The organism is Halopseudomonas formosensis, from assembly GCF_900115905.1.
In the GTDB taxonomy this organism is placed as follows: domain Bacteria; phylum Pseudomonadota; class Gammaproteobacteria; order Pseudomonadales; family Pseudomonadaceae; genus Halopseudomonas; species Halopseudomonas formosensis.
Genome location: NZ_FOYD01000012.1, coordinates 24,719 through 31,918, shown reverse-complemented (window position 1 = coordinate 31,918; position 7,200 = coordinate 24,719). Strand labels below are relative to the sequence as shown.

Sequence of the window (7,200 nt, the reverse complement as noted above, 5' to 3'; positions counted from 1 at the left end):
CCCAATCGCACCGAGGGCGGTGCTCCTACGGAGTGCGCAAGGCAGACGGATACTCGCTGTAGGAGCACCCGCCCCGGGTGCGAAGGGGCGGTGAGGGGTAACTCAGAACTGGCGATCTACCGCAAAGCGGGCCAGCTGTTCGAGGGCGTCACGGTAGACGGAGGGGGGCAGGGCCTGCAGCAGGTTGCATGCTTCATCCGCATACTGGCGGGCAAGGTTGGCGGTGTATTCCAGCGCGCCGCTGGCTTCGACGGCCTCGCGGATGATATTGATGTCTTCCACGCCGCCTTTCTGAATGGCCCGGCGCACCAGCGCCGCCTGCTCATCGGTGCCTTCACGCATGGTATAGATCAGCGGCAGGGTCGCCTTGCCTTCGGCAAGATCGTCGCCGACGTTCTTGCCCATGGCCTCGGCATCGCCGGTGTAGTCCAGCAGGTCATCCACCAGCTGGAAGGCGATACCCAGAGCATCGCCGTAGCGGCGCAGGGCTTCCTGCTGTGGGGCGGGCGCATCGGCCAGGATGGCGGCGGTATGGGTGGAGGCCTCGAACAGCATGGCCGTCTTGCTGCGGATCACTTCCATATAAGTGGCTTCGTCGGTGCTGGCATCGCGCACCTTCGACAATTGCAGCACCTCGCCTTCGGCGATCACGTTGGTGGCGCTGGCCAGCACCCGCATGATGCGCATGTCGTCGAGCTCGACCATCAGCTCGAACGAACGGGAATAGAGAAAATCACCCACCAGGACGCTGGCGGCATTGCCCCAGAGTGCGTTGGCGGTGGAGCGGCCCCGGCGCAGCTCGGAAGTGTCGACCACGTCGTCGTGCAGCAGGGTAGAGGTATGCATGAACTCGATGATCGCCGCCAGGGTATGCGGCCGGGCATCGGTCAGACCGCAGGCGCGGGCACCGAGCAGCACCACCAGCGGACGCAGGCGCTTGCCGCCGGCGCTGATGATGTAGCTGCCGATCTTCTCGACCAGCGGAACACGAGAGTGCAGCTGGCGCATGATCAGCTGATTGACAGCTTCGAAATCGTCGGTAACCGCGGTATAAAAAGGCAGGGTGGTCATCTACTGCACACTTTCGGAATGGATGCGCGGCATGCTAGGCGGCGGCTGGCGTACTGTCAAGGAACGCCCCTGCCGGCGCGGCGCTGTCCGGCTGGTTTTGAAGGGTGATTGGCATTGCTTTTCATCCAGCTTGTCGGTAGAATCCCCGGCCCTGAAAACCCGATTTACAGCATCCCTGTTTTGACAATGGCAAGCTCGGGCCCGATAGGCGGGTTCACTTGCAGCCATGCCGGCCACTAACTACTACTACCAAGCGCCGGGTGAGCAGGATTACGGAGAAAGCAACATGTACGCAGTAATTGTTACTGGTGGTAAGCAGTACAAGGTCGCCGAAGGCGAATACCTGAGAGTAGAGAAGCTGGAAGCCGAAACCGGCTCCACTATCGAGTTCGATCGCGTACTGCTGGTCGGTAACGGTGATGACGTCACCATCGGTGCACCCGTTGTTGAAGGTGCCAAGGTGACTGCTGAAGTCAGTGCTCATGGTCGTGGCGACAAGGTCCGCATCATCAAGTTCAAGCGCCGCAAGCACCACATGAAGCGCATGGGCCACCGTCAGTGGTACACCGAAATCAAGATCACCGGCATCTCTGCCTAAGTATTGAGGAGTAAGAACTCATGGCACACAAAAAAGCAGGCGGTTCCACACGTAACGGTCGCGACTCAGAAGCCAAACGACTTGGTGTGAAACTGTACGGTGGTCAGCAGGCTACTGCCGGCAACATCATCGTTCGTCAGCGCGGCACCCAGTTCCACGCTGGCAAGAACGTTGGCATGGGCAAGGATCACACTCTGTTCGCCAAGGCTGACGGCGTGATTAAGTTCGAAGTCAAGGGTGAGTTCAACCGTCGCTACGTGAGTGTCGTAGCCGGCTGAAGCCAAACCTGATCCAGAAAGCCCTGTCTTGCGACGGGGCTTTTTTGTTTGTAGCGTAGGTCTTTCCTTCCAACCCCTCATGAGGGGGAGCAATATGAAATTCGTAGATGAAGTGTCCATTACCGTCAAAGCCGGTGATGGTGGCAATGGTTGCATGAGTTTCCGCCGGGAAAAGTTCATTCCCAAGGGTGGTCCTGACGGTGGTGATGGTGGTGATGGCGGTTCCATCTATCTGGAAGCCGATCCCAACCTCAACACCCTGGTCGACTACCGCTATACCCGCCGGTTCAACGCCCAGCGGGGCGAGAACGGTCGCGGCTCCGATTGCACCGGCGCCAAGGGCGAGGACATGGTGCTGCGCGTTCCGGTGGGTACCACTGTGGTGGATGCCGGAACCCAGGAGATCATCGGTGACCTGACCGAGCCCGGTCAGCGGCTGCTGGTGGCCCAGGGCGGATTCCATGGTCTGGGCAATACCCGCTTCAAGTCCAGTGTGAACCGTGCTCCGCGCCAGACCACCCAGGGCAGCCTGGGTGAACTGCGCGACCTGAAACTGGAGCTCAAGGTGCTGGCGGACGTGGGGCTGCTGGGTCTGCCCAACGCCGGCAAGAGCACCTTCATCCGCGCTGTATCGGCCGCCAAGCCCAAGGTGGCGGACTACCCCTTCACCACCATGGTGCCCAACCTGGGCGTGGTGGACGTGGGCCAGATGCGCAGTTTCGTCATTGCCGACATCCCCGGGGTGATTGCCGGTGCTGCCGAAGGTGCAGGTCTGGGCACAAGGTTCCTCAAGCATCTGTCGCGCACCCGTCTGCTGCTGCACCTGGTGGACATGGCGCCGCTGGACCAGAGCGATCCGGTCGAGGCTGTCGAAACCATCGTTCACGAGCTGGGCAAGTTCAGTCCGGCCCTGACCCTGCGCGAGCGCTGGCTGGTACTCAACAAGTGTGACCAGCTGCTGGAAGACGAGCAGCAGGCGATTCTCGACGACGTGGTCGAGCGTCTGGAATGGGAAGGTCCGGTGTTTGTCATCTCCGCGTCCGAACGTCAGGGTACCGACGAGCTGGCCAAGGCCGTGATGAACTGGCTGGAGGAGCGCGAGCTGCGCATGCAGGAAGACGAGGAATATGCCGCCGAGGTGGCCGAACTCGACCGGCGTATCGAGGAAGAGGCGCGTGCGCACATCCAGGAGCTGGATGACCGCAAGGCGCGGCGCAAGGCCGGCATCAGCGACGACGAAGACGATGACTTCGACGACGAGGATGACGAGGATGGTCCGGAAATTATCTACGTTCGCTGAGCGGAGTTGAGATTGCATGCGTGACAAGGTGACTGCCGCCCGGCGGTGGGTGATCAAGATCGGCAGTGCATTGCTGACCGGCAACGGCAAGGGGCTGGATCGCCAGGCCATTGCCGTCTGGGTCAGGCAGATGGCGGCATTGCGGGAAAGTGGTGTGGATGTGGTGCTGGTGTCCTCCGGTGCGGTGGCCGCCGGCATGACCCGTCTGGGCTGGAACGAGCGACCCAAGAGCATCCATCAGCTGCAGGCCGCTGCTGCGGTAGGGCAGATGGATCTGGTGCAGGCCTGGGAAAGCAGCTTCGAGGAGTTCGGGCTGACTACCGCCCAAGTGCTGCTCACCCATGACGACCTCTCTGATCGCAAGCGCTACCTCAACGCCCGCAGCACCCTGCGCAGCCTGCTGGATCTCGGCGTCATTCCCGTCATCAACGAGAACGATACCGTGGTTACCGACGAGATCCGCTTCGGCGACAACGACACCCTGGGCGCGCTGGTCACCAACCTGGTCGAGGCTGATCTGCTGGTGATACTGACTGATCGCGACGGCCTGTATACCGCCGACCCGCGGAGCAATCCGGATGCCCAGCTGATCAGCAATGCCATGGCCGATGATCCCAAGCTCGACGCCATGGCAGGCGGCTCAGCCGGTACGCTCGGGCGCGGCGGCATGCAGACCAAGCTGCGCGCTGCTCGCCTGGCAGCCCGTTCCGGGGCGAGCACCATCATTGTTGGTGGCAGCATCGAGCGGGTGATCGACCGGCTCAAGGCGGGCGAGGAGCTGGGGACCCTGCTGCTACCCGAGAAAGGCATGCTGGCTGCGCGCAAGCAGTGGCTGGCCGGCCATCTGCAGACCCGGGGCCGACTGCTGGTCGATGACGGCGCAGTAAGGGCGCTGCAGAGCGGACGCTCCAGTCTGCTGCCAGTTGGCGTCAAGGCGGTGGAAGGCAACTTCCGACGTGGCGAAATGGTGGTCTGCGCCGCCATGGACGGCCGCGAAATCGCCCGGGGCCTGGTGAACTACGGCGCCCAGGAAGCAGCAAAGATTGTCGGCCAGCCCAGTGAAGCCATCGCCGGCATTCTCGGCTATGTCGACGAACCCGAGCTGGTGCACCGGGATAATCTGGTGCTGGTGTAGGCGCTGGTTTTAAACCCTTCGCACCCGGGGCGGGTGCTCCTACAGCAGGCCCGGTCTTCTCTGATATGTCTGTGTAGGAGCACCGCCCTCGGTGCGAACGGGGTTATCGGCAACTCCGCCGCTGCCCGCTGACATTCGCACCCGGGGCGGGTGCTCCTACAGCGGGTTCGGTCTTCTCTGATATGTCTGTGTAGGAGCACCGCCCCCGGTGCGAACGGGGTTATCGGCAACTCCGCCGCCGCCGGCTGACATTCGCACCCGGGGCGGGTGCTCCTACAGCAGCCCCGGTTTTCGCTTATATATCTGCGTAGGAGCACCGCCCTCGGTGCGAAGGGTCCCAAACGCAGGCGCACCCAAACCCCGGGCACAAAAAAACCGGCTTGAAGCCGGTTTTTCTGTATCTGCAGAACGCAATCAGGCGGCGGTAGCCAGGGCCTTGATGTGTGCGTTCAGGCGGCTCTTGTGACGAGCGGCCTTGTTCTTGGCGATGATGCCCTTGTCGGCCATGCGGTCGATGACCGGAACGGCAGCAGTGTAGGCGGCCTGGGCTTTTTCCAGATCCTTGGCGTCGATCGCTTTTACAACGTTCTTGATGTAGGTACGAACCATGGAGCGCAGGCTTGCATTGTGATTGCGGCGCTTCTCGGCCTGCTTGGCGCGTTTCTTGGCTTGAGGTGAGTTGGCCACCGTCTTGCTCCTCAGAAAATCATGTGAATAAGGGTGTAAATAAGGTCGCGTACTGTGCCGCACAGCGGTGCCGATGTCAAGGGGTAAGGCAGAGTTCCGGGCGGGACGAGTACCGAGGTGTGGCGGCACCCGCGCTACGCCTGGGGCGTACCAACCACCGCCACTTAGCGCTATGATCGCCCTCTTGTTTCGACAGAGCAATGATGAGAACAATGACCGAGACCACGCCCACGCCTCCCTCCGCCGACAAGGCACCCAGTCTGCTGCGCTCCGGCATGGTGGTCAGCATCATGACCATGCTGTCCCGGGTGCTGGGCATGGTACGCGATGTGGTGGTGGCGGCCTATTTCGGCTCCAAGTCGGAAGCTGATGCCTTCTTTATCGCCTTCAAGATCCCCAACTTCCTGCGTCGTCTGTTTGCCGAGGGTGCCTTCGCCCAGGCCTTCGTGCCGGTGCTGTCCGAATACCGCACCCGTTATACCCTCGCCGAGGTACAGAATCTGGTCAACCGGGTGACCGGGACCCTGGGCATTACCCTCGCCGGCATCACCCTGCTCGGCGTTGCCGGCGCGCCGGTGTTGATCACGCTGTTCGCCCCGGGCTTCTACGGTGAGACGGAGAAGCTGGAGCTGGCTACCCAGATGCTGCGGATCACCTTTCCCTACCTGTTCCTGATCTCCCTGACTGCCCTGTGCGGCGCCATCCTCAACAGCTATGGCCGTTTTGCCGTGCCGGCCTTTACCCCGGTGCTGCTCAACCTGTGCATGATCGGCGCCACCATATTCATGACTCCCTATTTCGACCAGCCGATCCTGGCGCTGGCCTGGGGGGTATTCATTGCCGGTGTGGTGCAGCTGCTGTTCCAGTTGCCTTTTCTGGCTCAGATACGCCTGCTGCCCATACCCCGCCCGGATCGCAAGCACGAGGGCGTCAGGCGCATCATGACGCTGATGATTCCTGCGCTGTTCGGTGTCTCGGTCAGTCAGATCAACCTGCTGCTGGATACGGTGCTGGCCTCCTTCCTGCAGACCGGCAGCATCTCCTGGCTGTATTACGCCGACCGTCTCTCCGAGCTGCCTCTGGGTGCCTTCGGTATTGCCATAGGGACGGTGATACTGCCGGCGCTGTCCCGCCAGCATGCAGGGGAGGATCCCAAGGCCTTTGCTGCCACCCTGGACTGGGCGGTGCGCATGGTGCTGCTGGTAGGCGTACCTGCCGCGCTGGCGCTCTTGCTGCTGGCCGAGCCGCTGATCGCCACGCTGTTCCATTACGGCGCCATGACCGAGCGCGACGTCGTTCAGTCGGCCAATGCCCTGCGTGCCTATGCGGTGGGGGTGATGACCTTCATGCTGATCAAGGTGCTGGCTCCCGGCTATTTTGCCCGCCAGGACATGAAGACCCCGGTGCGCATCGCGGTTACCTGTATGGTGGCCAACATGGTGTTCAACCTGATCCTGGTGTGGCCGCTGGCCCACGTGGGTCTCGCCCTGGCTACTTCATTGTCCGCATTGCTCAACGCCGGGATGCTCTGGTGGGGGCTGCGCAAGATCGGTGTCTACCAGGCCCAGCCGGGTTGGCCGATGTTCACTCTGCGGCTGCTGCTGGCCTGCGCGGCGCTGTCCGTCGTGGTGCTGTGGCTGGCGGCGGATGTGCAGCAGTGGTTCGAGTGGGGCTGGCAGCAGAAGGTGCTGCAGATGAGCATTCTGGTGGTGGCAGGTATTGCGGTGTTTCTGGTGACGCTGGTGGCCAGTGGCATGCGCATGAGGCATGTGCGCAAGTAGCGCCAGGAGCGGCAAGCCAAGTCACCTCTTGTATGTAGCGCACCCGCGCTACGTGCCTGGGAGGGACGAGCACTAGCTCGTCCGCAGAGTAGGGGGGGCGGAGCTGCCTGCTGCGCCGTTTCGCACCGAGGGCGGTGCTCCTACACGAAACATATCGGAGAAGCCCGAACCCCCCGTAGGAGCACCCGCCCCGGGTGCGAATGCCAGCCGGCGGCGGAGTGGTCGCAAACCCGTTTCGCACCGGGGCGGTGCTCCTACACGAAACATATCGGAGAAGCCCGAGCCCACCGTAGGAGCACCCGCCCCGGGTGCGAATGCCAGCCGGCGGCGGAGTTGCCGGCAACCCCGTT

General features: G+C 62.4%; 7 protein-coding genes. 5 read left to right on the top strand and 2 right to left on the bottom strand.

Going from position 1 to position 7,200, the window contains the following annotated elements; translation table 11 throughout:
• Nucleotides 1–102: 102 nt before the first annotated feature.
• Entirely contained in the window at nucleotides 103–1,071 is a 969-nt protein-coding gene (locus tag BM046_RS13875) for a polyprenyl synthetase family protein (RefSeq protein WP_090540500.1), read from the bottom strand.
• A gap of 286 nt (nucleotides 1,072–1,357) precedes the next feature.
• On the opposite strand from BM046_RS13875, the gene rplU reads away from it, so the two are divergent.
• From rplU to proB, 4 genes are all read left to right on the top strand, one after another.
• A complete protein-coding gene (rplU, locus tag BM046_RS13870) occupies nucleotides 1,358–1,669 on the top strand; it encodes a 50S ribosomal protein L21 (RefSeq protein ID WP_090540499.1) in 312 nt (103 codons plus the stop codon).
• Nucleotides 1,670–1,689: 20 nt separating this feature from the next.
• Nucleotides 1,690–1,947, top strand: a complete 258-nt coding sequence (rpmA, locus tag BM046_RS13865; RefSeq protein WP_090540497.1) for a 50S ribosomal protein L27 — start codon at nucleotides 1,690–1,692, stop codon at nucleotides 1,945–1,947.
• 94 nt (nucleotides 1,948–2,041) lie between these two features.
• A complete protein-coding gene (gene cgtA, locus BM046_RS13860; protein WP_090540495.1) occupies nucleotides 2,042–3,247 on the top strand; it encodes an Obg family GTPase CgtA in 1,206 nt (401 codons plus the stop codon).
• A gap of 16 nt (nucleotides 3,248–3,263) precedes the next feature.
• The gene (gene proB / locus BM046_RS13855) at nucleotides 3,264–4,382 is read left to right on the top strand and encodes a glutamate 5-kinase (protein WP_090540493.1); all 1,119 of its coding nucleotides are present in this window, start codon (nucleotides 3,264–3,266) and stop codon (nucleotides 4,380–4,382) included.
• Nucleotides 4,383–4,796: 414 nt separating this feature from the next.
• Here the strand turns inward: proB and rpsT are convergent, their stop codons facing one another.
• Nucleotides 4,797–5,069, bottom strand: coding sequence for a 30S ribosomal protein S20 (gene rpsT, locus BM046_RS13850; RefSeq protein WP_090540491.1), 273 nt, complete (start codon nucleotides 5,067–5,069; stop codon nucleotides 4,797–4,799).
• A 203-nt stretch (nucleotides 5,070–5,272) separates the two neighbouring features.
• Here rpsT and murJ point away from each other — a divergent pair, with 203 nt between their 5' ends.
• Nucleotides 5,273–6,850, top strand: coding sequence for a murein biosynthesis integral membrane protein MurJ (gene murJ, locus BM046_RS13845; protein WP_320330335.1), 1,578 nt, complete (start codon nucleotides 5,273–5,275; stop codon nucleotides 6,848–6,850).
• The last annotated feature ends 350 nt before the right edge of the window (nucleotides 6,851–7,200 follow it).